General features: G+C 47.3%; 15 protein-coding genes (1 of these 15 only partly in view). 3 read left to right on the top strand and 12 right to left on the bottom strand.

What is annotated here, in order from left to right:
* Positions 1–38 precede the first annotated feature (38 nt).
* Both ACT6R0_RS02195 and ACT6R0_RS02190 read left to right on the top strand, forming a co-directional pair.
* Positions 39–3290: a T9SS type B sorting domain-containing protein gene (locus ACT6R0_RS02195; protein ID WP_444650878.1), complete on the top strand. Its 3252-nt coding sequence runs from the start codon at positions 39–41 to the stop codon at positions 3288–3290.
* A gap of 145 nt (positions 3291–3435) precedes the next feature.
* Positions 3436–6741 carry a T9SS type B sorting domain-containing protein gene (locus ACT6R0_RS02190; protein WP_444650876.1) on the top strand — a complete coding sequence of 1102 codons (3306 nt, stop codon included), beginning with the start codon at positions 3436–3438 and terminating at the stop codon, positions 6739–6741.
* Between the two features lie 242 nt (positions 6742–6983).
* Here the strand turns inward: ACT6R0_RS02190 and ACT6R0_RS02185 are convergent, their stop codons facing one another.
* The 12 genes from ACT6R0_RS02185 to ACT6R0_RS02130 form a co-directional block, all read right to left on the bottom strand.
* Positions 6984–8360 carry a nucleoside permease gene (locus ACT6R0_RS02185; protein WP_444650875.1) on the bottom strand — a complete coding sequence of 459 codons (1377 nt, stop codon included), beginning with the start codon at positions 8358–8360 and terminating at the stop codon, positions 6984–6986.
* Between the two features lie 80 nt (positions 8361–8440).
* Positions 8441–9133, bottom strand: coding sequence for a (d)CMP kinase (gene cmk, locus ACT6R0_RS02180; RefSeq protein WP_444650874.1), 693 nt, complete (start codon positions 9131–9133; stop codon positions 8441–8443).
* A 1-nt stretch (position 9134) separates the two neighbouring features.
* The gene (porQ, locus tag ACT6R0_RS02175) at positions 9135–10154 is read right to left on the bottom strand and encodes a type IX secretion system protein PorQ (RefSeq protein ID WP_444650872.1); all 1020 of its coding nucleotides are present in this window, start codon (positions 10152–10154) and stop codon (positions 9135–9137) included.
* 107 nt (positions 10155–10261) lie between these two features.
* The gene (lon, locus tag ACT6R0_RS02170; protein ID WP_444650871.1) at positions 10262–12712 is read right to left on the bottom strand and encodes an endopeptidase La; all 2451 of its coding nucleotides are present in this window, start codon (positions 12710–12712) and stop codon (positions 10262–10264) included.
* 190 nt (positions 12713–12902) lie between these two features.
* Complete coding sequence (locus ACT6R0_RS02165; RefSeq protein ID WP_444650869.1) at positions 12903–13796, bottom strand: DUF6252 family protein; 894 nt, start codon at positions 13794–13796, stop codon at positions 12903–12905.
* A gap of 99 nt (positions 13797–13895) precedes the next feature.
* Entirely contained in the window at positions 13896–15215 is a 1320-nt protein-coding gene (locus ACT6R0_RS02160) for an MFS transporter (RefSeq protein ID WP_444650867.1), read from the bottom strand.
* A 120-nt stretch (positions 15216–15335) separates the two neighbouring features.
* Positions 15336–16151, bottom strand: coding sequence for a M48 family metallopeptidase (locus ACT6R0_RS02155; RefSeq protein ID WP_444650866.1), 816 nt, complete (start codon positions 16149–16151; stop codon positions 15336–15338).
* 31 nt (positions 16152–16182) lie between these two features.
* Entirely contained in the window at positions 16183–18582 is a 2400-nt protein-coding gene (locus tag ACT6R0_RS02150) for a glycoside hydrolase family 31 protein (RefSeq protein WP_444650864.1), read from the bottom strand.
* 203 nt (positions 18583–18785) lie between these two features.
* On the bottom strand, positions 18786–20687 hold the full coding sequence (gene glgB, locus ACT6R0_RS02145; RefSeq protein WP_444650863.1) for a 1,4-alpha-glucan branching protein GlgB: 1902 nt from the start codon (positions 20685–20687) through the stop codon (positions 18786–18788).
* 118 nt (positions 20688–20805) lie between these two features.
* Positions 20806–21120, bottom strand: coding sequence for a GIY-YIG nuclease family protein (locus ACT6R0_RS02140; protein WP_444650861.1), 315 nt, complete (start codon positions 21118–21120; stop codon positions 20806–20808).
* A gap of 199 nt (positions 21121–21319) precedes the next feature.
* Positions 21320–22942: a maltokinase N-terminal cap-like domain-containing protein gene (locus tag ACT6R0_RS02135; RefSeq protein ID WP_444650859.1), complete on the bottom strand. Its 1623-nt coding sequence runs from the start codon at positions 22940–22942 to the stop codon at positions 21320–21322.
* A gap of 2 nt (positions 22943–22944) precedes the next feature.
* Positions 22945–24885, bottom strand: a complete 1941-nt coding sequence (locus ACT6R0_RS02130; RefSeq protein ID WP_444650857.1) for an alpha-1,4-glucan--maltose-1-phosphate maltosyltransferase — start codon at positions 24883–24885, stop codon at positions 22945–22947.
* Positions 24886–24960: 75 nt separating this feature from the next.
* Between ACT6R0_RS02130 and ACT6R0_RS02125 the strand changes: the two genes are divergently transcribed.
* Positions 24961–25598 carry the 5' portion of an alpha/beta hydrolase gene (locus ACT6R0_RS02125; RefSeq protein WP_444650855.1) on the top strand. It continues 232 nt past the right edge of the window, so only the first 638 of its 870 coding nucleotides appear in the window; its start codon is at positions 24961–24963; the stop codon falls past the right edge of the window.

Below are 25598 nucleotides of genomic sequence, written 5' to 3'. Positions count from 1 at the left end.
AAGAAGAACTATAACCTGCTGAAATTCAACACCTATAAATGAACAATTTTACCCTCCCGCAAAAAAAACACCTTACCATACTATGCTTTTTGCTGTTCAGCTGGATGGCAGGCGCGCAGCTTACGGTCAATGTTGCCGTGACCAATGAGACCTGTCCCGGCTATGGCGCACTTTCGCTTTCCGTGTCCAATGCCAATCCTTCTATACCTGTGGTTTATAAGGTGTACCTTCTGCCTGAGGATACCATACCGATCTGGAACAGCACACAAACCAATGTGCCCGCCCTGGGCGATGGAGATTACCTTGTTGTCGCCACACAGGAACTTGGCGATGGCAATACCTCAACAGGGCAGGCCAATGCTACCATAGGGTCGTTGTATGTACCGGTTGAATTTTACATAAGCAATTCGGTAGCTACGTGCAGCAGCGGTACTGACATGACCGTTACCGTAACTGCCGGCGATCCTTCTACGTACGAAATTATAAACGGGCCTGTTACCGTTGCCCCCCAGGCATCGAACGTATTTACCAATGTCCCGTCAGGAACGTATGAGGTACGCGTAACCGACGAATGCGGCAATGGCTTTACTGCCAACCATACTTTTACCGTGGCCGAACCCACTGTGCTTACACTGGCAGGCCCAGAGTACCCTGACAGCACTTTTCCTTCCTGCAACAGCATGAATATCAGCTACACAATTAGCACTTCAAGCTCATCAGGTATTATTTATCCGCTAACGGTGCAAATGACCGTCACACCACCCAACGGAGGTACGCCGCAAGTATATAACCAAACAATAAATTCCGGCAATCCGTCGCTGCTTACCATAAACCGCCTTATCGACTATCATCCTGAGGCTTATACCGTGGACATATCAGTAACCGACCCCTGCGGCAACGTTTATGAGTTAGAGAACACAGTGAACCGCGTGCTCAATGCAAGCGCTTCAGCTTCTCAGGTATCGTGCAATGGCCAGAGCCTTACGGTAAATGCCACCAATCTTGTAGCCCCTTATACCATCAGTTTCACTTCGGTACCGGCAGGGTTCGACCCGGCATCTTTCAACGGGAACTATCCCGGCTCATACACCGGCCCTACGGTCTTTGGCAGCGAAAGCAACCCCGTTCCGCTGGGTAACTATGCGGGTACCATAACCGATGCCTGCGGGCGCACAGACGATTTTACACGCCAGGTAATCCCGCTAACCCCACCCGAGCCTGTAGTGCAGGCTACCAATAATAACTGCCAGACACAGCTTGGCAGGGTGCTATTAAGGGTACCTAACGCGGATCTGACGTCGGTCATTATGACAGCGGCACCGTCGGGATATGGCCAGGCAACACCTTATGACGCAACTGCTGAGATCAACAATGGCGGGGTGTTCACAATTAGCGGCCTAAACCCCGGAAATTATACATTTAACCTAACCGACTCCTGTGGCAACTCCTATACAGGTATTGTTGGCACCGTGCCACAGTTCGCACCGCAGGAACCTGAATATCTTCCAATACCGGACTGTACCGAAGGAATGGGATCGATAAAAATAACACCATCGATCACTGCCGTGACGATCACGAGCGCGCCATCGTCATTTGGAAGTGCATTACCATTCAACGCTACTTCTAACATTTTTGAAGGCGACTTTAGCATGGATGCACTGCCTCCCGGCAATTATACCTTTAGCGTAGATACGGAATGTGAGAATGGCTATACCCAAACGGTAGAAATACTTCCCCTATCGGTTACGGCCAACTCGATAGAGGTACAGCCCACATGCAATGATTTCAGTATTTATACTACTTATGAGTCCAATGCCGGCGATTCGGTCAATTTCTGGCTGCAGCGGTATAATGATGCCACCGATTCATGGGAACATCCTGGTAACGGAACTGCTTATGTAGCAAATGATGTCCTTACAGGAGATAATGCCCTGCCACTATCACAGTCTAATACCGGGTTTACCGCCACTGGGGAGTTCCGCATCCTCAGGCAGCAAACATCGTATTGCATGGGCTCACTGGGCAGAACAGAAAAGAACTGCATTGAGGAGGTTCAGGAGTTCGAGTTTTATAACCTTTTAGGCATTACCGGTATTTATAACCGCACCTGTGTAGGCGAAGACTTTGAGATAGAAGTACAGGCAACAGGCATAACGCCGCAATATGAGCTCATAAGCAGGGATGGCGATACTTCATTTTATGTAGACAACGGCACTAATAGCATTTTTACAGGACTCGTATCAGGATTGTATGTTTTGCAGGTGACCGATGCCTGCGGCGAAGTGCGCGTTGAGCAGTTCAACATTGCCGAACTCCCTCCCCTGATTACTGCCAGCGCAGCCGAAGATATGTACTTTTGCGATGAGACAGGAAATGGCGGTACCTTTGACCTCTCACTTCAGGACGATGCCATTTTAGGCGATGTTGACCCGGATATCGCAGTGATCACGTACCACGCCAGCCAGCAGGATGCCGACCAGGACATCGATCCACTACCATCAAATTACAGTTCGGGGACAGCCACGATCTATGCGAGGGTAGAATGGATCGTAAACCCGCTATGTTACAGCACAAGTTCTTTTAACATAGTAGCCAGTCCTACATTTGAACTGGCCATGGCCGAAACATGGGGCATGTGCAACGGGCAGCCCGTAACCATTTCGGCTGATGCCGGATACGAGTCTTACAGCTGGTCAACCGGCGAAACTACCGAAAGTATAAACGTAGCTGTACCGGGAGAATATACGGTGACGGTAACAAATGAAGGCGGCTGCGAGGTTTCAAAAACCGTAACGGCCCTTGTAATAAGCCAACCGCTTATAACCCAGGTTGAAATTGAGGACTGGACCGATGACGACAACAGTGTGACCGTAATTACAGGTGATAGCGATACCTCGGGGTATGAATATTCATTTGATGGGATAAATTACTATGACAGCTCCGAACTTACCGGTGTACCTGCGGGCATGATCACAGTATATGTGCGCGACAAATTTGGCTGCTACCCACCCGATTCTGAGGACATAATGATAGCTACTTATCCAAAATTCTTCTCTCCTAACGGTGATGGCAGTAATGACACCTGGCGGATAAAGTTCGCCGTGCTTGAGCCGGGACTCACGGTACAGATATTTGACCGCTATGGCAAGCCCATTACGAATTTTGGGGCTACCAGCGAGGGATGGGATGGCACCTTTAACGGACGGGCAATGCCTGCGGATGACTATTGGTTCATAGTAAAACGCGGCGACGGCAGGGAACTCAAAGGGCACTTTTCTATCAAAAGGTAACTATCCAATATACTGTTACTCAACATTATTTTGTATAATAAACAAAATGAATGTTTTATGTTAAAAACTAAAAAATAATGTTAACGAATTCTTATTAATGTTATCTTTAGCGGAATAATTAAGTTGCCAAGCCTTAATTTCTGCTATGAGAACCAACCTAAAAATACCTTACGGGCAAACGCCTGAGTTTTGGCTATGGAGTAATTTTAAAGTGATACTACTCCTGCTTTGGCTCACCCCGGCGGCTGCACAGCTAACCGTAGACGTTACCGTTACAGACGAATTATGCCCCGGCGGCGGTGCCCTTTCATTTACAGTAAGCAACGCTGACCCGAATGTGCCTGTAAATTACAAAGTGTACAAGCTGCCCAATACGGCCACGCCCATATCCAATAATTCCAATACCTCTGTCTCCGGATTGATAGACGGCGATTATTTAGTTGTAGCGACACAGGTCATAGGCGGCAACACAGTTACCGATCAGGAACAGGTAACTATTGATGACCTGACGGTTCCCCTGTCCTATACTTTAACAAGCGTTAATGCCTATTGCGGCGCGGACGGCAGCATTACTGTAAATGTAAATAGCGGAACGTCAGCATCCTACGAGATCATTACCGGCCCAATGACCAGGCCGGCCCAGGCGTCGAACGTTTTCAACAACCTCCTGCCCGGCAGCTACCAGGTGAGGGTTACCGATAATTGCGGATCGGCAGAAGTTGTTACCTATTCCTTATTTACTGACGGCCCGGTGCTGGCCATAGACCTTCCGTCATTCCCAGACTCGATCCTCCCGGCATGCGACCAGATCACTGTTAGCAATGCAATAGCTTCGTCTAACGGAGTGCCTATCGCTTATCCCCTCACAGCTGTGTTCACCGTTTACGACCCTGCAGGCAATGTCGTTTTCACAAATACACAAACCATTGCCACTGGTGGAGAAGAAGTGGCAACGGTCTCTCAGGTCATACCTTTTTTCCATGCCACACCCTACCACTATACACTGCAGGTCACAGACCCCTGTGGCACGGTATATAATGCCAACTGCCCGGTAAACCAAAAGCTTTCCGCCATGCCCGGATTTAATAATTTGGGGTGCGGCAATTACCAGTTCATGATAAACATTAGTAAGTACGTCCCTCCATATATGGTAACGTTCACCTCGGTACCCGACGGTTTTGACCCTGCCGCGGTGAATGCCACGCACCCGGGGCCATTCAGCGAGAACACGATTTATTATGGGGATCCGGATGATACCGTTCCTGTCGGGACCTATGCGTATAGTGTTACCGATGCCTGCGGACATACCTCAACTTATGAAACCGAGCTTACAGAGCCGGATATCGAACCCATTGCATCCCCTTTTGCTGCCGACTGCCTCGGGAATCCTGGTAAAGTCGAGATCGGGATACCGGGATACTTTATTGGCATTGGCACAGTAACCGTTGCACCACAGGCGTATGAAGATGAAAATGAACTGCCGCATGATGTTTCGGGGTTTGTGGACGAAGAGGGAGCGCTTAAAATCAACGACCTCCCACCCGGTGAATATACCGTAACTCTAATAGACACCTGTGGTACCACATGGCCACCTGTAGATTTTATTATACAGCAGGCACCCGGCAATGTAGGCACGCCGCTTAGCCGCCCGGACTGTACCCCCGGAAAGGCGACGGTTTACATGAACGCATCCGGAGGTGTATTGACCATGGTAAAAATAATAGCCGCACCACCCGGATTCCCTGAGCAGTTGCCCTATGATGCTTCATTTAACATTGCCGCTCTCGACGGTGCCTTTTACATGGATAACCTGCCTCCCGGACAATATACCTTCCTGATAGACACCACCTGCGAAACGGGGGTCACGAAAACAGCAACGCTCACGGGTTATACTGTCACGGCAAACAGTTCCACCTTAACGCGGCATTGCGGTTCGTTCGACATAAGCTTCCAGCATACGAGCAACGCCATAGCGTTCCTTTCCTTCTGGCTGCAGCGATATGACCCAGGGACCGATACCTGGGGCCATCCTGACACCGGTGTATCCATACCCGCAGGGAATACACCTGTTGACCCTGATAACGGGTATCCGCTGACCAATAACACCGCCGTTTACAGCCTTAATTATACCGGCCAGTTCCGTATCGTAAAAGTGTTCCAGAGCTTTCCCAACGGGAGCGTAAGTACCAAGAAATTCTGTACCGAAGTTATAGAGGAGTTCGAATTCCTCGACGACCTGAAAATAATCGGCATCACGAGCCTTACCTGTTCCGGTGCCATAGGCGACGTACAGGTAGATGTAGAGGGTGTATCTCCTACGACCTATGAGCTCATCAGTAAAAATGGCGATGACTCCTTTTACCTCAACAATGGGCAGAACAATATCTTTAATGCTCTCGACTCCGCATTTTATAAGGTAAGGGTGGCCGACCCGTGCGGCAACTTCAAGACCGAAATATTCAATGTGGCCGACCTCCCGTCGCTGGTAACTGCTACACAGCCTGCAGATATGCACCTGTGCGATACCGACAACAACGGTACAGAGCAGTTTGACCTGTCGCAGCAAAACAGCGCCATACTCAACGGGCAGGACCCTGCAATGGTCGCGATCACTTACCACACTTCGCAGGCCGATGCCGATACAGGCACAGGCCCGTTGCCCACTCTGTACGATTCTGCCACAGCAACGATATACGCCCGCCTGGTTTACAATAACAATACTGCCTGCATTGCCACGACATCGTTCACTATTAATGCCGACGGAGCGCCGGAACTGGATATGGAGACCGTATGGGTTGTGTGCGAAGGCGAAGATATCGAAGTAATTGCCGATGCCGGTTTTGACTTTTACCATTGGTCGGGTGGTGAGACCACGCAGTCGATAACAGTATCCGAAGCCGGGAGCCATACCGTAAAAGTAACGAATCAATATGGCTGTGAAGCCGAGAAAACCATAAGTGTCGTACTATCCCCACTGCCTGTAGTAAGCCGCATCGATGTGGATGACTGGACAGACAGCAGCAATGTGATCACTGTGATCATGCAAAACCAGTCGGCCGCCAGCTTTGAGTACTCCCTGGACGGTGTCAATTACCAGGATAGCCCCGTTTTTACAAGACTTGCGCCAGGCCCTTATTTGGTATATGTAAGGGATATATTTGAATGCGGCAGGGTTACAATGCCTGCTTTCGTACTCACATACCCAAAATTCTTTACACCAAATGGCGATGGCATTAACGAGAACTGGCGCATACAATTCTCCATAATGGAACCTGACATGCTCATTTATATTTACGACCGCTACGGCAAGCTGATCACCGGCTTTGGCACCGACAGCATCGGCTGGGATGGCACGCTTAATGGAGTTCCGCTACCTGCTACCGACTATTGGTTCGTAGTGAAAAGGCAGAATGGCCAGGAGATGAAAGGGCATTTCTCGATGATCCGGTAATATTTCAGACCTCAGATCAAGCTACACCTTAGCTCTCACCTATCCTATAGGTAATATTATTTGATCCGCAAGTAAGGTACACAACGTTCTCCGCGTGAGCGATCGCAGCGGCATCCCTGTAGCGCAGCGGAGGGATACAGCGAAGAGCGCGACGGCGTAGGCACGGAGCCGCCACGCCCAAATAAAACAAAACAGGCCACCTATAAAAGACAGCCTGTATATATTTTAAATCCTGAAGATCCTTAGTGCTTTACCTCGTTTATTAGAGAAGGGTCGTGCTTGTGCTTGAACATCACGGCAAAGGCTATGGCGATAACCAGTGCATAGGCAGCGAACGAGAGCCAGATGTCGTGCCATTCCCGCATGGTAACGGCTTTGTCAAACATTCCCTGAGCATCTACAGCAGCGCCGCTTTTTTTGACGAATGACATCATGTGGGCATTGTCAGACGTAGTGTCCAGATAAGCGGACAATTCGGTCGTATTGGCAAATGACCTGGTAAAATATTTATCAATGACCCAGCCAGAAGTAACAGAGCCTAATACAGCCCCTATACCGTTGGTCATCATCATGAACAATCCCTGTGCCGATGAGCGTATCTTAGCACTTGTAGTGGTCTCAACGAATAGTGAACCTGATATATTAAAAAAATCGAACGCCATACCGTAAACGATACACGAAAGGATGATCATCCAAAGGCCGTTCACAGGGTCACCATACGCGAAAAGGCCAAAACGAAGCACCCATGCCAGCATGCTGATGAGCATTACCTGCTTGATGCCAAAACGCTTCAGGAAGAAGGGTATGGCAAGGATGAACAATGTTTCGCTGATCTGCGATATCGACATGATGATCGTAGAATATTCCACCACGAATGAGTCGGCATATTTAGGGAAATTCTCAAATTCACTAAGGAAAACATCACCATAGGCATTGGTAAGCTGTAAAGCCCCGCCCAGGAACATGGAGAAGATGAAGAACAGCATGATCTTGTAATCTCCAAACAGTTTAAAGGCGCCTAGTCCCAGTGTTTCCGACACGGAAGAAGTGTCTTTGGTCTTACCCTGAGGCACACACTTTGGCAATGTAAGCGCATAGATCGCAAGGGCCACTGCGGCTATACCGGCTATGTAAAACTGGTATTCGGTAGCTTTACTCCCTGTGAGGTTGGTTATCCACATGGCAATTATAAAGCCTATCGTTCCGAATACACGTATCGGCGGGAAATCCTTTACCACGTCGCCATTGTTCATTTTCAGGGATGTATAGGAAATGGAATTGCTGAGGGATATGGTTGGCATGTAAAAACACATAGCCACGAACATCACGTAGATGAATGTTGTCGGATCTTCTACCATCGGCAGGCAGAACAGCGTTCCCGCATACAGTATGTGCATGGCCGCATACAGCTTTTCGGCATTGATCCACCTGTCGGCAATGATCCCCGTTAGCGTTGGCATGAACAGCGAGGCGAACCCCATGGTACTGAACACTAAGCCGAACTGGGTACCATCCCAGTGTTTTGTACCAAACCAATAATTTGCAATTGTTATCAGCCACGCCCCCCAGACAAAAAACTGGAGGAAACTCATTACCACAAGACGGTTCTTTATGCCCATAAAATTATGTATGCTATATTAACATTTTCTTAACGGCGGTAAATCTATGAAAAAAATAGGATTTGTAAACAGCTACATCGTTAAAGTTGTGCCGCTTCTTTCACAAGGCCAAGCACTAATTCGAACTGCTCCTCTTTGGAAAGATGCGAATTATCAATGGCTATGGCATCTATAGCCTGTATGAGCGGAGAGTCATCACGGTTGGAATCGATGTGGTCACGCTTTTGCACATTTTCAAGCACGGCATCGTAAGTTACCTCTTCACCTTTTTGTGTCAGCTCATCAAAACGGCGCTGTGCACGGGTCTCGGCGCTGGCGACCATAAATACCTTCAGTTCGGCATTAGGGAATACCACGGTGCCTATATCACGGCCATCCATTACCACGCCTTTATTTTCGCCCATGTGCTGCTGCTGCTCCACGAGTTTAGCCCGCACTTCGGATACTTCGGCAACGCGGCTAACAAGGTTGGAAACTTCAAGTGTGCGGATCTTCTTTTCTACATTGATCCCGTTCAGGAACATTTCGCCAAAACCAAGCTCAGGGTTAAAACGGAATTCCAGTTTTACATCCGGGAGGTTACGTATCAGTGCTTCCCTGTCGAGGTGATCCGGGGATACAAGCCCATTTTCCATGGCATATAGCGTTACGGCACGGTACATGGCCCCACTGTCTACATACACATAGCCCATATGGGCAGCGATCTGTTTGGCGAGGGTACTTTTCCCGGTAGAAGAAAAGCCGTCTATGGCAATTGTGATTTTTTTGTCCAAGCTATTGCAGGTTTATGGTTAACCCGAACAGGCTGGTATTGGCCGCAAGGGTATAACGTGAGTACGAATAATCGAACCGCAATTTATTAAATCTTAAGCCTACGCCCGCCGAAATTCCCGAAAAATTTCGCCTGTCCTCAATGCGCAGTTCCTCAGCCCTCCTGAAGTTATAGCCAACCCTGATATTGAAGCTTTTGCCAGGGAACAATTCTGCCCCCATTATCACGTGGCGCAGGGCATTGTTCATAAAGGACACCTTCTCCTCGCTGCTGCCGCCATCTATGCCTTCCTCTGCCCTGTTAGGGTTGGAAAAGGCGATGTTCCACTGTTGCAGGTTCTCAAGGGTTATGTGCCACCTCAACGGCACATTTTCAAGCTCCTGCGAAATGCCTGCGATCACTTCCAGGGGCAGCGATTCGCGCAAACCCGCATAGGTGGTAAACTGCATCCCGGCATTGCGGATGGCGAGCGCTATGTTGATGTCATTATCTTCGTCAATGTAAATGGCACCGAGGTCTATCGCACCACCGAAAGAATTATAGCTTTCGAGCGTTGATGATATCAGCTTACCATTGGCACCCACATAAATACTGGTGTAAGGGATATTATAGGCGTAGCCGAATGAAAGGGCGATCTCGCTGCCGGTAAAATCTCCGGTAAGCATGCCCATTTCGTCACGGCCTTCAAATGTGCCGTAGTTAACATAGTTCACCCCGGCATGAAAGGTTTGCAGGTGCCTGTCGTAGGTATAGGCATAGGCAGCGGTACCGTAAGTGACCTCGCCAAAATAACTGCCGTAATTTACAGTCAGGTGGTTGTCCATTTCGGGATTGATGGTGGCGGGGTTGTAAATACCCTGATTGACATCGTAATCGTAAAGCGTGATGATCTTTCCGCCAAGGGCCGACTGGCGCGGCGAGGTGACAAGGTTCAAAAACTGGTAGGTATGCTTCCCTCCTATCTGGCTAAAAGACAAACTGGTGCAGCATAAAAGAAGAAATAAGAGCCCGTTCTTAAACATTGTTAGCAATACGTTTTGTGCATACTATAACGCAGGTGCGAAGATATTATTTTTTAAATAAAAAAACGGCTAAGAATTTTAGCCGTTTTTCATGATATATGTACGTATTAAAGCACTTTTGCGTTCTTCGCCTTTTGATCGGTGATGGCAAATTTTACCACATCGGCCATTTCCTTTACATAATGGAAAGTAAGCCCTTCAAGATAATCCTGCTTGATCTCCTCTATATCCTGTTTGTTTTCCTCGCACAGGATGATCTCTTTAATATTGGCACGCTTGGCTGCAAGTATCTTTTCTTTTATACCTCCCACAGGTAATACACGTCCGCGAAGCGTGATCTCTCCCGTCATTGCCAAGTGTTTTTTCACCCTTTTCTGCGTATAGGTAGATATTAGGGAGGTAAGCATTGCCACCCCGGCACTTGGGCCGTCTTTTGGAGTTGCGCCCTCGGGTACGTGGATGTGTACGTTATAATTCGTGATCACTTCAGGGCTAATGCCCAGTCTCTCGGCATTCGATTTTATATATTCCAAAGCGATGGTTGCCGACTCTTTCATTACTGTACCCAGGTTACCCGTCATGGTCATGTTCCCTTTACCTTTAGACAGTATCGACTCAATGAAAAGGATATCACCACCCACGCTGGTCCAAGCAAGACCTGTAACTACACCGGCTACATCGTTATTTTCATACTTGTCACGCTCCATTTTTGGCGCACCAAGTATTTTTACCACTTCCTCTTCACTAACTTTAGGTTCGTACTCCTCTTCCATCGCTACCGATTTGGCAATGTGGCGCACGGTTTTGGCGATCTGCTTCTCCAGCCCGCGCACACCCGATTCACGTGTGTAGCCTGTTACGATCTTTTCCAATTGTTTTTTACCCAACTGTATATCCTTTGGTGTAAGCCCGTGTTCTTTTATCTGCTTTGGTAGCAGGTGCTTTTTAGCGATCTCGATCTTCTCTTCAATAGTGTAACCTGTCATGTGGATGATCTCCATCCTGTCACGAAGAGCAGGCTGTATAGTGCTCAGGTTGTTTGACGTAGCAATGAACATCACTTTTGAAAGGTCAAAGCCCATTTCGAGGAAGTTATCATAAAACTCCTTGTTCTGTTCCGGGTCGAGTACCTCCAGCAATGCCGAAGATGGATCGCCCTGGTTACCTGAACTCAATTTATCGATCTCATCCAGAACAAATACAGGGTTAGATGTTCCTGCTTTTTTAAGGCTCTGGAGGATCCTGCCCGGCATTGCGCCGATGTAGGTTTTCCTATGTCCCCTTATCTCAGCCTCATCACGAAGTCCGCCAAGGGATATGCGCACATACTCCCTGCCAAGCGCCTCTGCGACAGATTTGCCTATTGAGGTCTTACCTACTCCCGGAGGCCCATAAAGGCACAGGATAGGCGACTTCATATCGTTACGCAGCTTAAGTACCGCTAAGTATTCTATGATACGTTTCTTAACATCATCAAGGCCATAGTGGTCACGGTGAAGTATCTTTTCGGCACGCTTCAGGTCGAAGTTATCTTTGGAGAACTCGTTCCACGGCAGGTCGAGCATCAGCTCGAGGTAATTGCGCTGTGTACCATATTCTGCTGCCTGCGGATTAGTGCGTTGCAGCTTTGCAACCTCTTTATCAAATTGCGCCCTTACTTTGTCATTCCATTTTTTAGACCGCCCTTTTTGGCGCATATCGTCGATTTCCTGATCATGCGATACACCGCCCAGCTCTTCCTGGATGGTCTTCATCTGCTGGTGCAGGAAATACTCACGTTGTTGCTGGTCAAGGTCAAAACGGACCTTGCTTTGTATGTCGTTCTTCAATTCAAGCTTCTGCAGCTCAAGGTTCATGTAGCGCAGGGTTTCCAGCGCACGGTCCTTAAGGTTGTTGATGGCAAGAAGGTCCTGCTTTTCCTTTACCGAAAGGTTCATATTGGAAGACACGAAATTCACCAGGAATGAATCGCTCTCAATGTTCTTTATGGCAAAAGTCGCTTCGGTAGGGATGTTGGGGCTTTCCTTGATGATCTGGATGGCAAGTTCCTTGATGGACTCGATTATGGTATTGAATTCAGCATCCTTTTTGCCCGGCCTTTCCTCGCTTACCTCTTTAGTTGTGGCTTGCAGGTAGGGCTGGTCGGTAGTTACCGTATCCACTTCAAATCGCTTCTTGCCCTGAAGGATCACAGTGGTATTACCATCGGGCATCTTCAGCACGCGAAGTATCCTTGCTACGGTACCAACGGTGTTGATATCCTCAGCGCCCGGTTCCTCTACCGCTTCATCTTTTTGCGCCACCACACCTATGATCTTACTGCCGGCATTGGCATCGTTGATGAGCCTGATCGACTTATCACGCCCGGCGGTAATAGGTATTACCACTCCCGGGAAAAGGACCATGTTGCGCAACGGAAGTATCGGAAGGGCTGCAGGTATTTGTTCATTATTCATCTCCTCCTCATCTTCGGATGTCATTAGCGGGATCAGGTCCGCATCTGTATCTATTTCCTGGAGTGACAAATTGTCAATATTCATTAGTTTACGATTCGACATAGTTTAGGTCAGTCATTTTGTCATTAAAAATCAGTTAACGGTGGAATGGCCTATTGACCGATATTCCACCTTACACCCTCTATTTCAGCAAAGGCCTGTAAATTCAGCCAAAATTGCTATCACTTTATTCCAATCATTATGCCATAAAAAAATCCGCCGTAGCGGATCTTATATTTTATAGTTGCCGTATTTACGGCAACTCGATATTAAATTCACCCTCGGTTATCTGAACCGTATTACCCTCACCGTCATCGCCGGTAAACTGGAACGTACCTTTCATCCATCCACCAGTGTTGCTGATAATGGTCACGCTGCCCGAAACGGCATCGTATCCCCATTCGTTGCTGTCGTCGCTGTATGTTGCCGATGGTACTGCCATAGGGGCATCAACAAAGGCATAAGTTCCCGGAGTAACGTTCGTAGGGACAAGGACCTGTACAGAGCTTGCAGGGCTAATGATATTACCACTGAAGGACACATTGTTGCCTGCCTCAAGCGAAGCTATGATGCTATAGTTTTTCTGCACGCCATCCACTTTTGCCTTTACATACTCATCATCTGTCGGATTAACAATGTTCCCTGTGTAAGGTATGTTTTGGAACGAGCCATTCGTAAATGCTATAGATGGGTGGTTTTCCTCTGAATTTGACCAATGGCCTACAAAGTTAAATGTACCCGAAATAGTGTGGTTCGTTGTATTGATGGATGTGATCGTTACACTGCCTGTAGAATTTAGCTCATCATCAACATTCCAGTACTGGTATTCCGAAGTAAGGGTAGGATGGTAAGCCATAAGCACCTCATTACCGCTATATGTACCTGTTGTAGTGGCCGGGATCGCAATGCTTACCTGCTCATTGCCCTGAACACCGCCAATAACGATCATACCGTCGGCCATAACAGCCTGTACCTGATCGGCAGTGAATGTCTCACCGCTAAAATCTACCTTAAAGATAGCCGGGCCGGTCGGCTCCGTTGGTTCATTACCTATAAGCAGCGGATCTACAGGCTCAGAGTCACATGACGTGAAGCCGATAGCAGCGAATAATACTATAAAAGCTGATAAAAAGCTTAATTTTTTCATAGCAGGATCAATTTATTTTTAAGGTTTCAAATATAATGGAATTAAATTAATATCAAAACCCTTATTTTGTTAATAGTAAATTTAATGTTAACGCCTGATCTATGAAGTTGTCTTTCGCTTTGGGACCCTTAAAAGCAATACGATCCCCACTACAAAGAACACTGTAAGAAATACGACAGAATACCTTTGGCTGTTCAGTGCCTGATCGATCGCGCCATATAAAAGCATCCCGATCACAATGCCGATCTTCTCAGTAACATCATAAAAGCTGAAAAAGGAAGCGGTATCTTTAGTTTCGGGAAGCAATTTAGAGTATGTGCTTCGGGATAGCGACTGTATGCCCCCCATTACAAGGCCAACGAATGCTGCGGTAACGTAAAAATGGGCCGGCTCGGTAACGAACCAGGCACCTATGCAAATGACAGCCCATACAGCGTTAATATATATGAGTGCCTTTATGTTGCCTATCCTGGCCGATAGCTTTGAGGTAAGCAACGCTCCCGCTACAGCGATCAACTGTATAAGTAAGATACTGATGATGAGCCCCATGCTCTTGGCGTCCTCATTGGGCCAGTTGATCTCTTCCGCTCCAAAATAGGTCGCCGCGAGCATTACCGTTTGTACCGCCATACTGTACACGAAAAATGCGCCGAGGTATCGTTTCAATTCGATATTTTCTTTTAACTGGAGCCAAACCTTGCGGAGCTCGCGAAATCCATTGAGCAGTACGTCGCGGGTCACTTTATTCCTGCGTACACCTTTCGGCAAATGGTAGTAGCTGTACTGGCTGAACAGTATCCACCAGATCCCCACCGATACGAAGGAATATCGCATGGCCATGACCGCGGTCTTAAGACCGTCTCCTTCATCTATCCCAAAAACTTCAGGGTACATGATCATACCGAGGTTAAAGATGAGCAATATCATACTGCCTATGTAGCCGAGGGAATATCCTTTGGCACTCACGGCATCCTGTTGTTCCGGATAAGCGATATCGGGCAGGTAGGAGTTGTAAAACACAAGGCTTCCCCAAAAACCTACTAATCCGAAAAGGTAACACACCAGGCTCCAGTACAGGTTGTCGCGGTCAAACCAGTACAGACCGATGCACGACAATGCGCCTATGTAACAGAACGCTTTAAGGAATGACTTCTTGTTGCCTGCATAATCGGCAATACCCGACAGCAATGGGGAAATGAAGGCTACAATGAGGAAAGCAAATGCTGTTACAAAGCTGATGAGCGCCGTACCCTTCATCGAGGTGCCGAATACATCGAGCATCTCGCCTTCAGGTATCAGTTTATTATAGAATATTGGAAATACAGCCGAAGCGATGACAAGGCTGTAAACAGAGTTCGCCCAGTCATAAAAAGCCCAGGCGTTAAGGAGCTTTTTGCTGCCTTTTTCAGGGTGTGCCATAGTTTTTGGTTTGGTAACCAAAGCTAACATATTTTTTGGAACTTTTACACTCTATCGCATTAAGCTTATAAAAAGCAAAAGCCGCCCTTTCAGGCGGCTCCTTACGATATTACAAACCAATTAATATTTTATACCAAATTTAGCGGCCTCTTTCTTAGCCTTGGGTATCTGGCTTTTTATGTTGGATATACGTGTATTGTCAGACGGGTGCGTACTCATGAATTCCGGTGGTGCCCCGCCACCTGAATTTGCCGACATCCTTTGCCAAAAATCGATCGCCTTATCAGGATTATAGCCTGCTATTGCCATTAGGATAAGCCCTATGTCATCAGCCTCTGTTTCGTGCTTCCTGCTAAATGGCAGCATTGCGCCAAATTCGGTACCAAGGCCGTATGCCTGCATGATGATCTGCTGTGTGGTCTCACTCTTGCCGCCTGCCGCAACACCTACGCCCACCGCGCCAAGCTGTTGCAATTGTCCGGCGCTCATGCGCTGCGCGCCGTGGTTTACCAATGCGTGTGCCACCTCATGACCCATTACAGTAGCAAGGCCGGCCTCGTCTTTTGTTATTGGCAGGATCCCCGTATATACCACGATCTTTCCGCCCGGCATGCACCATGCGTTCACAGCAGGGTCCTGTACAAGCTTGTATTCCCACTGGTAACCCTCAAGGTATCCCTGGTAGCCGTTGGCATTAAGGTATTTTTCTGCAGCAGCCCTTATCTTTTGGCCAACCGATGTTACCATAGCCGCCTGGCTGGTGCCCGTAACAACCTTATTTTCCTTAAGGAACTGGTCGTACTGCGCAAAAGCGCTGGGGAATATCTGGTCGTTCGACACAAAGTTCAGGTCCTTTTTCCCTGTAAAAGGATTCGTGGTGCACGCGCAAACCAAAATGAAGAGGATGCCCGATACGGTTAGCAAGCTTCGTTTCATATCTTAAAATCTTTAATTTTATTCAAATTTACTAAATCCCTTTGATATGTAATTCAGAAAAATCCTTGCTTATAGTTAAACTATTGTGAATATTTAATTGAAGCTCTTCCAAAGAAACTGCTTCGTTGTCAATTTCAACACTTTGTACCCTGAATGGCAACCCTGTAAGGTTTATCTTAAAATTAGAATATGGTGTCACATACTTACCTTCCTTATGCTGACGGATAACCAGATCATTCTCTTTCCCGGTAAGCGTGAACGTCCTTAGCGAATACCTGCCTTTTGTATAGTCATAACCATCCTGAGCGTCCTCGAACACTACAGATGTCTCCTTACCTTCCTTATAATATACATCAAGCGTAAGCTCTTCTATCTCTTTTTCGCCTACATATTGCTGTACGGGGTATTTAGGGATGATAGCACCGGCCTTGACGAATACGGGTATCTGATCAAAGGCCGTATCTACCCACATTTCCTTACCGCCGGTCACCAATTCATTGGTCCAGTAGTTATACCATTGCCCTTTTGGGATGTACATCCTTCGGCCCAGGGCATTAGGTTCCAGTATCGGGCAAACGAGTATATGGTTCCCGAAGATGAACTCGTCGGTCCTGTAATGCGTCTGCGTATCTTCCTGGTCGTAGTAGAACAGTGGTTTCAGCATTGGCAGGCCTTCGTCGATATACTGCCAGAACATGGTATATAAGTATGGTAAAAGCTGGTAGCGCAGTTCGATAAATTTTCGGGTCACGTTGATCACTTCTTCCCCAAACGCCCACGGCTCCTGCTCTCCGTGATGGCCTGACGAGTGCGTACGGCAAAACGGATGGAACACGCCCAACTGGATCCATCGTGCATACAGCTCTCCTGTAGGCTGTTCAGCAAAACCGCCAATGTCACTTCCTGTAAAGCCCATGCCGCTAAGGCTCATGCGCTGTACCTGCACGTTGGCTATCCAGAGATGTTCCCACGTAGCAACATTATCTCCTGTCCAGGAAGATGTGTAACGCTGTGCCCCCGAGTATGCCGAGCGCGTTATTATGAACGGCCGCTTAGGGTAAGAGAAGCGTTTCACACCCTCGTATGTTGCACGTGCCATCTGGGTACCGTATATGTTGTGTGCCTTGCGGTGGCTGCATGGGTGTCCGTCGTAATCGTGGCGCACATCCAGCGGGAAGGTCTTGGTAGGCACTTCCATTACTGCCGGCTCGTTCATATCATTCCACACGCCTTTTACGCCGAAGTCAGCAATAAGTTCCTTGAAGAGCCCTGCCCACCATTCGCGTACCGCGGGGTTAGTATAGTCGGGGAAATTACATTCGCCAGGCCAAACCTTCCCTTTCATGTAAGGACCATCGGCGCGTTTGCAAAAATAGTCGTTTTCTATTCCCTCTTTATAAACCGAATATTCCGGATCTATCTTAATGCCCGGGTCAATGATCACGATCGTCTTGAAACCATCCCCGGCCAGTTCGGCTACCATGCGCTTCGGGTCGGGAAAATATTCCTTATTCCAGGTGAAGCAGCGGAAGCCTTCCATATAATCAATATCAAGGTAAATAGCATCGCACGGTATTTGTAGTTCCCTGAATTTAGCGGCAACTTCTTTCACCTTGCTTTCCGGGTAATAGCTCCATTTACACTGGTGGTAGCCCAAAGCCCATAAAGGCGGAAGCTCAGGCTTGCCGGTAAGGTCGGTGTACGATGTAACCACCTCCTGCATTTGCGGCCCGTAGAAAAAGTAATAATTCATTTCGCCGCCATCGGCCCAAAAGCTGGCAACGTTGCGGCGTTCATGGCAAAAGTCGAAAAAGCTCCTGAAGGTATTGTCGAAAAACACGCCATAAGCATCCTTGCCACGCAGGCCTATGTAAAAAGGCACGGCCTTATAAAGTGGCTCCTGATCTTTTTGATAGGCATACTGATCAGTGGCCCAGTTCTCCAGGCGCTTGCCCTTCAGGTTCATGTGGGTAGCTTTGTCGCCAAGGCCGTAGAAATTCTCGCCATCGGACGAAACCTTGCTCATTTTTACAACATTGCCGCCGTACTCGTATATTTCTTCCCAATGAAAGCCCAGTTCATCTTCCATCAGCACATTGCCGTTAATGTCATAAATGCCTGTACGAAGGTCGCTTTTATGGATGTGGCATTCCAGCTTGCTAGTCAGTATCTTATAATATTCCTCTTCTTCGGTCACCTCAAATTTATTGAAGCCCCTCGAATGATTTTCATCTATGGCATATGAAAAGTCATCGCTAAAGTAGCCTTTGGTCGTGAAGCGGAAACGCAGAAGGCTGTCGCGGAATACGGTCACTTTAAGGATGACATTATTATCGGTATGGAAAAAGGCACTGTCGACCTCTTTGCTGAATTTTATTATTTTGGAGGGGTAAAGGTCCCCCTTGCGTTCAAGCTCGGTATTTATTATCATAAATGCTGTATAAAGTGCAAAACATCAAATATATAAGTTTGTCGGCGATTTTAAGAATGTTAGTTCCTACGAAAACGTTGCCTGTTGATAAGTATTGACCTAAAATGTTCTCGACTGCGCCCGAACTGACACCGTACATAACTTTATTTACGATCATATGTTGGATACCATTGTCACATCGAGCGCAATAGATGCCAAAAAAATTATTTCACAGAAAACACTATTACCCCAAGAGGGGGCAGTGTCATCGCGGCAGAAAACTCCCTGCCATTCCATGTGATAGCTTCGACTTTCAACTTTTTATTGGTAACACCGCTTCCGCCAAATTCCGTAGCATCGCTGTTGAATATCTCCTTCAGCTTGCCGCTAACCGGGATACCGATACGGTAGTCTTCCCTGATAACCGGGGTCATGTTGCAAACCACGATTAGGTTCTCCTCGGGGTCATTGCCTTTGCGGATGTAGGATATGACCGAGTTCTCATTATCCCCATAGTTGATCCATTCGAATCCCTCCGCAGTGAACTGCTTTTCGTACAGTGCCGGTTGTTTCCTGTATAATTTGTTTAGCGCCGTAATGGTATTTTTGATGCCTTTATGGTGGTCGTATTCCAGCAAATGCCAGTCCAGGCTCTGCTCAAAATTCCACTCCGCGCTTTGCCCAAATTCACTGCCCATAAATAGCAGCTTGGCGCCCGGATGCGTGAACATAAAGCTGTACAGCAGGCGCAGGTTGGCAAAACGCTGCCATTCGTCCCCCGGCATACGCCCGAGGATGGAGTGCTTGCCATAGACTACTTCGTCATGCGACAGCGGCAGCATAAAATTCTCGGTAAAGGCATACGTCATGCTGAAGGTCAGGTCGTTTTGGTGGTGCCTGCGGTATATGGCTTCCTTCTTGAAATATTCGAGTGTATCGTGCATCCAGCCCATCATCCATTTCATACCGAAACCTAATCCGCCAATATACGTTGGACGCGATACCATGGGGAATGAGGTACTTTCCTCGGCAATAGTCTGCACGCCTTCAAAGCTTCGATACACTTCCTCGTTCATATCTTTCAGGAAGCTAATGGTATCGAGGTTTTCCCGTCCACCGTATATATTCGGCTCCCACTCGCCATCATTGCGCGAATAATCGAGGTATAGCATGGAGGCAACAGCATCCACACGCAGTCCGTCGATATGATATTTGTCGAGCCAAAAAATAGCATTGCTTATCAGGAACGAGCGGACTTCATTCCTGCCATAGTTAAAAATAAGGCTTTTCCAGTCGGGATGGTAGCCCTTGCGGATATCCGGGTGTTCGTAAAGGTGTGTGCCATCAAAAAAACCCAACCCGTGCGCATCGCTCGGGAAATGCGACGGCACCCAGTCGAGTATCACTCCTATACCTGCCTGGTGCAGTTTGTCTACTAAAACCATAAAGTCTTCCGGCTTTCCGAAACGCGAGGTTGGCGCGAAATACCCCACCAGTTGGTATCCCCAAGACGGGTCATATGGGTACTCCATTATAGGCATGAACTCCACGTGGGTAAAGCTCATTTCCTTAACGTAGTCCACAAGCTGGTCGGCCAACTCGATATAGCTCAGGAACCTGCCCCCTTCTGCCCTGCGCCATGAGCCCAAATGTACCTCGTATACAGAATAGGGTTTGTCCAGGCCGTTCTTATCCTGCCTGTTATCCATCCATTTGGTATCTTTCCATGCATGTTTCGTGTCCCAAACCACTGATGCGGTATGGGGCGGCGTTTCGCAGTAAAAAGCGAACGGATCGGCCTTCTCCGTCATGATATCGTTGTGGCTGGAATGTATCTTGTACTTGTATTTGGTACCCTTGTCAATATCCGGAATGAACCCTTCCCAGATCCCGGAGCCGTCCCAACGTACGTTGAGCGCGTGCTCACCCTCGAGCCAGTAATTAAAGTCACCAACTACTGATACAACCTTGGCCGATGGCGCCCATACGGCAAAGTAAACGCCTTTCTTCCCGTCAATTTCTGTAAGGTGCGCACCCAGCTTTTCATACAGGCGGTAGTGTTTGCCGGCTTTAAAGAGGTCGATATCAACATCGGTAAAAAAGGAATGGGCTTGTACTTTATTCATTGTTTTCTATGTTCTATTATTATTTGTACTCGACTGTGCTCGAACTGACAACGTATATAACTTTATTTACGTTTACATTGTCGGTTACCGTTGTCACATCGAGCGAAGTCGAGATGCGTTAATCAGGTTTGTACTTGCTATGGGTCGCATTCCGGCATTCTGCCAAAATTTGTATCAGATCAAAATCTCCTCTTATCAATGCTTCTTTTTTTGCCTTACTCCATTTTTTAAGCCTCTTTTCAAAAGCGATCGCCTGAACCGGATCCATAAATTCTTGTACAAAAGCAAGCGTAACAGGCCTTCTGGAATAGGTATACGAATCAGGTTTAATCCCTGCATTATGCTGATCAACTCTTATATCAACATTATTTGTAATTCCTGTATAGAAAGTTCCATCCCTGCATCGAAGCATATATACATAGTAAAATTTCATGATAATTTTGTTTCTTAAGTGTTCTCGACTGCGCTCGAACTGACAACGTATATAACATTATTTACGTTTAAATAGTTGCAACCCGGTGTCACATCGAGCGCAGTCGAGATGCCTTATAATTCCAATTGAGTTTATCGTAACTATACTGTTCTTGACTGCGCTCGATGTGACAACTATACATACCAATTTACGTCTGAACTCAATACCCCATTATACTCGCTATCCCTCTCAACGGTATCACTGCCCAACGTGGACGTGAATTAAGCTCATAGCCCAGTTCGTACACTGCTTTCTCGAGGATGCAGTATTTTAAAAGGAACGCTATCTCTTTGTTGTAGCCAATGTTCAGATTGCCTTCCTGCGCCTTTTCGACGTAGGTATCAAGGTACACGCCTACCATGTAATTGAACAGCAGCTCCCCTGCCTTAAACAGGTCTTCCTGTTCAAACGGGTATTTGTCCTTATTATTAAAAATGGTCGCATATATCGCATAATGGAACGAGCGGAACAACCCCGCCACATCCTTTAGCGGCGGCTGCTTTACCTTGCGGTCGCGGATGGTGCTTTCGGGTTCGCCTTCAAAATCGAGAAGGTAAAAATCATCGCCGTTTACCAGTACCTGCCCTAAGTGGTAATCACCATGTATGCGAATGCGTTCACTCTTCAGCTGCGTCCAGTCGAAATTTAGGAAGTGCTTTCGTATCTCTTTCTTTTTATCGAGGAATTGGTGTGCGAGTTCCAATGCAAATCCATCCAGCTTGTGGAGGTTATTCTCAATGGTATTCAGCCTGTTCTGGAACTGGTATATCAGGCGGTTCTTAAGCCATACGGTATAATCGCCGTTGTAGGTCGTAGGCGTGAACGATGTATCGGTGGTGTCGCCGCCAAGGGCAATGTGCATTTCTGCTGTTCGCTGTGCCAGGGTCCTTATCCTCAGGAATAAGGTCAGCCCCGCCCAGTCAATGATCTCGGGCGGAATGCTGTTTATTTTTATGGTTTTGAAAAGCTCCAGGTCGGGCAGCTTATCGATCTTTATTTTCTTGGCATTCAGGTTGTCAAAAACGCCATCTACCGCTTCGAGCATGTATTTCCATGCATCGCCCTGATTAGGTACCAGTTCCTGCATTAGCGCAAGAGTTATGTTATCATCGGCCATAGCAACATTCACGCTGCCCTTATATGATGGCGTATGCTTAAATTTCATACGCTCGGTAAGGAAGCGGCTTATCTCATAATCGGGATTGGTGCTTACATAGATCCTCCTGAAGAACTTCAGCACCAGGTTGTCATTATAAATGATGGACGTGTTGCTTTGCTCAATTCCCATGAAACGGGATGAAATATATTTTGTGTCTTTCGGCAGCGATCTGCCCCTGTGGTATTTTACATTGAACGCTTCGTTTTTGGAACCGTTCACAATGCTCTCGAACACCAGCTTGCGGAAGTCCTCCTGATGAAGGGCATCTACCAGATAGCCCTCCTGCCCATTGAGTGTTACCGGGGCAATTAATGTCTTGGTGTCAAGTTCATCTTCCGCCATGAAAGCTACCGGCATAAAGTAATGCTGCAGGAACGCCTCTTTATAATTAACCTCTATCAGTACACCGTAATACGTGTTCTTTTCGGAAGCGATTTTGAAATAGTCGACAACCTCGATGTACTTAAGCGTACTGGCCTTACCGCCATACCATCGTTTCTTGAGGATGTAATTCTCAAGGATGTCCGATGAGAATACCTTAACGAATTCCTCATCCTCAAACGCCGCTTTCCAGTCGGCCCAGAAGATGAAAGGCGCGTTGAACGTGTCCTGTAAAGTTCCCATGGCTACTTCTGGATTTTAAATAAGTGGAACGGAAGCGCCGGGTGCAACTCGATGTAGCACCACTCTTTGTCCCAATGATAACTGTTGCCGGTAATGAGATCGGTCACTACAATGTTATGACCCTGGTTGATCCCCAGTGAGTGCAACGGGATCTTTACATGCCCCTGTTTGGAATAATAGGCATCAAGGCTCACGATCATGAGGGTTTCGTTTTCACGATCGTCGTCATATTTGTAATAGGCTATCAGTTGGTCATTATCCGTATCGCAAAACTCAATATTATTTGTTTGCTGAAGTGATGGGTTCTCCCTGCGTATCTTGTTGATCTTACCAATGAGCGTTGTGATCTTGTTCTCCTTTTTCCAGTCCCAGTGACGCACTTCATATTTTTCAGAATCCATATACTCCTCGCGTCCCGGAATGGCATCACTTACCATGTATTCGAATACCGGGCCATATATGCCCACGCTCGAACTCAGGGTCGCGGCAAGGAAATACTTCTGTAAATGCGTAGCTTCATTAGCGCCCTGCAATGGGAACGGGTTGATGTCTGGTGTATTGGGCCAAAAGTTCGGTCGGAAGAATTCCTTTTGCCGGGACCTTGTCAGCTCAGTAACATATTCGGTCAATTCTGCCTTGCTGTTACGCCAGGTAAAATAGGTGTAGGATTGTGTAAAGCCCACTTTGGCCAGCTCATCCATTATTTTCGGGCGCGTGAAGGCTTCCGCCAAAAACAGGACGTCAGGGTATTTCTTCTTTACTTCGGCTATCAGCCACTCCCAGAAATAAAAAGGCTTGGTATGCGGGTTATCCACCCGGAATACGCGAACACCACACTCTTCGACCCAAAATAGCGCAGCGCTTAGCAATTCCTTCCAAAGGTTTTTCCAGTCGGCCGATTCATAATATATCGGCAGTATGTCCTGATATTTTTTCGGTGGGTTCTCGGCATATTGCACGGTACCGTCCGGCCTCCATTTGAACCACTGCGGGAATTCCTTTACATACGGATGATCCGGCGCGGCCTGCAACGCGAAATCCATAGCCACCTCTATCCCCTGCGCTTTAGCGGCATTCACAAGCGATTTGAATTCTTCTATCGTTCCAAGTTCGGGATGCGTACTCTTATGACCGCCATATTGCGAACCTATGCCCCACGGCGAACCCACGTCCCCAGGCATGGCGGTAGTCGCATTGTTCTTACCCTTACGGTTCACTTCGCCTATCGGGTGTACCGGAGGGAAATATAATGTATCAAACCCCATCGCGGCAACACGCGGCAGCAAGGCTTCACAGTCTTTGAAAGTACCGTGCTTTCCGGGTTCGGACGATGCCGACCTCGGGAAAAACTCATACCAGGTACTGAATAATGCCTTCTGCCTGTCCACATAAACCCTTAATTCCGCCGACTGGTGTGATAAGATCTTTGCCGGGTATTTTTTAAAGATGTCTTTTAATTTGTCCGACATCGCTTCGGCAATGGCCGTATCATAAGAAGCATCATTCGAAAATAGCTTCTCCAATTTTTGCAGATAGTCCTTCTCGGGCTTGGTAGCTTTGCCGTAAAGTGCCTTCACATATTCGGCACCTTCCAGCAATTCGGAAGTTACACTTTGGTTGTCTTTTATTTTCCGCAGCGTACCATACTGCCAGTTGAGGGCGTAATCTACCCAACTCTCCACGCAGTAGCTGTAAAAGCCCTGTTTCTCTACGACAAACTCTCCTGCCCAGGCATCGTTGCCCGTTTCGTGCATCCGGTCCTCCTTCCAGTTCTTCTCTTTTTCATGACGGAATTTCACCACGGCAGCCATCACGTCATGCCCATCCGAAAGGATATCGGCAGTGACATTAACTTTTTGGCCGGTAATGCGTTTTATGAAATTTTGCCCATTGTTGAGCTGTGGTTGTATGTTTTCAATGTGTACCCTGCGTTGATCCTGCATTTTATTGTAATTTTAAGACTTCTAAAAATAGCCAAAAAATATTTAATTAATAACTTGCCTTAAAGTTTTAGCGAAATGTCAGAAATAAATAAGAAACACCAGTCGTCGTTGAGAATTCCTAAGCCAATACTGGTAACTGCTAAAATTTTGGAGGTCACGTCGCCTAAGCTGGCTGCTAAATTTGCCATAAAGCTGTTCACAACCCCAATGAAATTCAGCCTTCCCAAGAGAGAAGAAGAAATGGACAGGAACAGCCGCCAGCAAAAGGTAGAGGTCCCAGCATTGAAGAAAAGCATCAATGTGTACCATTATGGGGATAGCGAACGTAAAGTACTTTTGGTACACGGCTGGAGCGGGCGCGGCACACAGTTGCATTCCATCGCCGACAAACTATTAAAGTGCGGTTATTCAACCATTAGCTTTGATGCGCCGGGACACGGAAAATCGGAAGGCAAGACAAGCGACATGACGGAGTTCATAAAATGTATTTTGGAATTGGAACAGCGATCCGGGCCGTTTGAGTATGCGATCGGGCATTCTCTTGGCGCAATGTCAGTGCTTAATTCTATAAAACAAGGGCTGAGAGTAAAGAAAGCGGTGATCATAGGAAGCGGTGATATTATCAAAGACATTATGGATGATTTTTCGCAAAAATTAGGCATGAATGTTGCAACAGGAGAACTGATGATACGGATGTTCGAGAAGAAATTCGG

The sequence above is a fragment of the Flavobacterium sp. genome, from assembly GCF_052437795.1.
Taxonomy (GTDB): domain Bacteria; phylum Bacteroidota; class Bacteroidia; order Flavobacteriales; family Flavobacteriaceae; genus Flavobacterium.
This window is presented reverse-complemented; position numbering and strand designations above follow the sequence as displayed.

Bases quoted from the DNA above. Each gene is read 5' to 3' on its own strand.
- ACT6R0_RS02195 (WP_444650878.1), top strand. From the start codon at position 39: ATGAACAATTTTACCCTCCCGCAAAAAAAACACCTTACCATACTATGC.
- ACT6R0_RS02190 (WP_444650876.1), top strand. From the start codon at position 3,436: ATGAGAACCAACCTAAAAATACCTTACGGGCAAACGCCTGAGTTTTGG.
- ACT6R0_RS02185 (WP_444650875.1), bottom strand. From the start codon at position 8,360: ATGGGCATAAAGAACCGTCTTGTGGTAATGAGTTTCCTCCAGTTTTTT.
- porQ (WP_444650872.1), bottom strand. From the start codon at position 10,154: ATGTTTAAGAACGGGCTCTTATTTCTTCTTTTATGCTGCACCAGTTTG.
- lon (WP_444650871.1), bottom strand. From the start codon at position 12,712: ATGTCGAATCGTAAACTAATGAATATTGACAATTTGTCACTCCAGGAA.
- ACT6R0_RS02165 (WP_444650869.1), bottom strand. From the start codon at position 13,796: ATGAAAAAATTAAGCTTTTTATCAGCTTTTATAGTATTATTCGCTGCT.
- ACT6R0_RS02160 (WP_444650867.1), bottom strand. From the start codon at position 15,215: ATGGCACACCCTGAAAAAGGCAGCAAAAAGCTCCTTAACGCCTGGGCT.
- ACT6R0_RS02155 (WP_444650866.1), bottom strand. From the start codon at position 16,151: ATGAAACGAAGCTTGCTAACCGTATCGGGCATCCTCTTCATTTTGGTT.
- ACT6R0_RS02150 (WP_444650864.1), bottom strand. From the start codon at position 18,582: ATGATAATAAATACCGAGCTTGAACGCAAGGGGGACCTTTACCCCTCC.
- glgB (WP_444650863.1), bottom strand. From the start codon at position 20,687: ATGAATAAAGTACAAGCCCATTCCTTTTTTACCGATGTTGATATCGAC.
- ACT6R0_RS02140 (WP_444650861.1), bottom strand. From the start codon at position 21,120: ATGAAATTTTACTATGTATATATGCTTCGATGCAGGGATGGAACTTTC.
- ACT6R0_RS02135 (WP_444650859.1), bottom strand. From the start codon at position 22,942: ATGGGAACTTTACAGGACACGTTCAACGCGCCTTTCATCTTCTGGGCC.
- ACT6R0_RS02130 (WP_444650857.1), bottom strand. From the start codon at position 24,885: ATGCAGGATCAACGCAGGGTACACATTGAAAACATACAACCACAGCTC.